2 protein-coding genes are annotated in these 2,430 nt (G+C 69.6%); both read left to right on the top strand.

Annotated elements, in window-relative coordinates:
• Nucleotides 1-29: 29 nt before the first annotated feature.
• On the top strand, nt 30-1,490 hold the full coding sequence (locus DBR20_RS12135; protein ID WP_108266340.1) for an efflux transporter outer membrane subunit: 1,461 nt from the start codon (nt 30-32) through the stop codon (nt 1,488-1,490).
• A 3-nt stretch (nt 1,491-1,493) separates the two neighbouring features.
• A partial coding sequence (locus tag DBR20_RS23080) for an FUSC family protein (protein ID WP_258223326.1) occupies nt 1,494-2,430 on the top strand: 937 nt, incomplete at its 3' end.

Genomic DNA, 2,430 nt, shown 5'->3' with positions numbered 1-2,430 from the left:
GCCGGCGCTGCGCCGACACAGGCGGGCCTGTGAACGCCGCCCTGCCCCGCCTCGGCCTGATCGTCGCCCTGGCCAGCCTGGCCGCGTGCAAGACCGTCGGCCCGGACTATGCATTGCCGGAAGGCTCGGCGTTCAAGCGGCCGCAGGCAAATGCAGCCTTCATCGACACCCAGAATCCGCAGGTGGCCGCCAACCAGGCACTGCCGGCACGCTGGTGGTCGCTGTACAACGACCCGGTGCTGGATGGGCTGATCACCCAGGCACTGCGCGACAACGTCGAACTGAAGGCCGCCGACGCGCATCTGCGCCGCGCTGCTGCGGTGTACGAGCAGGCGATGGACGCCGGTGGCTTCGAGTACGAGGCCGAGGCCGGGGTCAGCCGCGCACAGCTGTCGGCCGAATCGTTCCTGCAGGAACACGAACTGCCAGTGATCAACCTGGCCGATGGCAAGTTCGCGGTCAGCTACCAGTTCGACCTGTTCGGCAAGCTCAAGCGCGGTGCCGAAGCGGCGCGCGCCGATGAACAGTCAGTGGCCGCCGCACGTGACCTGGCCCAGGTGAGCGTGGTGGCCGAGGTGGCCGACAGCTACCTGGAGATCTGCCATGCCAACCATGAGCTGCATGTCGCTGAGCACTCGTTGCAGCTGCAGCAGCGCAGCCGCTCGGTCACCCAGCGGTTGATCAACGCAGGCCGCGGCACGCCGCCGGAACTGGCACGCGCCAATGCCCAGGTCGCGCTGCTGGAAGCGGCATTGCCTCCGCTGCACGCGCAGCGTTCGGCCGCTGCCTATTCGCTGGCGGCCCTGCTCGGGCAGACCCCGGGCCAACTGCCGGCCGGGGTGATCGACTGCGCGCACGCACCGACCCTTGCCCAGCCGCTTCCGGTCGGTGATGGCCGCGCACTGCTGCAGCGCCGTCCCGACATCCGCCAGGCCGAACGCAAGCTGGCCTCGGCCACCGCGCGGATCGGTGTCGCCACCGCCGAGCTGTACCCGGACATCCGCCTGGGCGCCTCGGTCGGCGCCGCCGGCCTGCTGGAAGACTTCGGCCAGCCAATGACCCAGCAGTGGTCGTTCGGCCCGCTGATCTCTTGGACGCTGCCGTCCTCGGGCACGCATGCACGCATCCACGCCGCCGAGGCTGGCGCCGATGCAGCGCTGGCCGAGTTCGACCATGCCGTGCTGCAGGCGCTGCGCGAAACGCAGACCGCGCTGGACCGCTATGCGCAGGATCTGCGCCGACTGCAGTCGTTGAAGGTGGCGCAGGAGCAGGCCGCGCTGGCCGCAGAGCAGAACCGCCGGCTGTACCAGGGCGGCCGCACGCCGTACCTGTCCAGCCTGGATGCCGACCGCAGCCTGGCCAGCAGCGATGCCACCCTGGCCGCGGCGGAAGCCCAGGTCTCGCGCGACCAGATCCACCTGTTCCTGGTACTGGGCGGTGGCTGGCAGGACAACGCCACTGCCACGGCTGCACCGACGGCGGCGAGGTAAGCGATGAACGGGCTGACCGACCGCCAGGCCTGGCTGTTCTCGATCAAGACCTACCTGGCAGCGATCGTCGCGCTGTACATCGCCATGGCCGGCAACCTGTCGCGCCCGTACTGGGCGATGGGCACGGTGTACATCGTCAGCCAGCCGCTGCTGGGTCCGACCCGGGCCAAGGGCGTGTACCGCATCCTCGGCACGCTGGCCGCCGGCCTGGCCACCCTGCTGATGCTGCCCGCGCTGGTGGAAACGCCCTTGGTGCTGAGCGCGGCGATGTCGATCTGGCTGGCCGGCTGTCTGTTCCTGGCCCTGCTCAACCGTGGCCCGCGCGGCTACGCGTTCCTGCTGGCCGGCTACACCACCGCGTTCATCGGCTTTCCGGCGGTCACCTCGCCGGAGACCATCTTCGACACCGTGGTGGCGCGCAGCGAGGAGATCATCCTCGGCACGGTAGTGGCGGTGCTGTTTGCTTCGCTGCTGTTCCCGGCCTCGGTGCGGCCGATGCTGGGTGCGCGCATCGGCAACTGGATGGAGGACGCGGCGCAGTGGTGCCGGCAGATCCTTGAACGCGGCCGTGCGCATGCGCCGCGCAACCGGTTGGCGGCCGACCTGGTGCAGTTCGAGGCACTGATCGAATTCCTGCGCCGCGATGACCCGCGCCACGCCGGTGCGGCGGTGTCGATGGAACGCCTGCGCGAGCGCATGCTGTTGCTGCTGCCGGTGCTGTCATCGATCGCAGACCGCCTGAGCGCGCTGCGCAGCGATGGACAGACGCTGCCCGAGGGCCTGCCGACGCTGGTCGATGACATCCACGACTGGATCGATACGCCGTCCAGTGCCAGCGACTACGCACGCCTGCGCGCACGCATCAGTGCGCTGAAGCCACAGGTGGACCGCGATCTGCAGCACCTGCAGCTGGCCAGCCTGCTGCTGCGCCTGGAAGAGC

This window comes from Stenotrophomonas sp. HMWF023 (genome assembly GCF_003060985.1).
In the GTDB taxonomy this organism is placed as follows: Bacteria; Pseudomonadota; Gammaproteobacteria; order Xanthomonadales; family Xanthomonadaceae; genus Stenotrophomonas; species Stenotrophomonas lactitubi.
The sequence above is the reverse complement of the archived record's forward strand: the minus strand, read 5'-3'. Positions and strand labels throughout refer to the sequence as shown.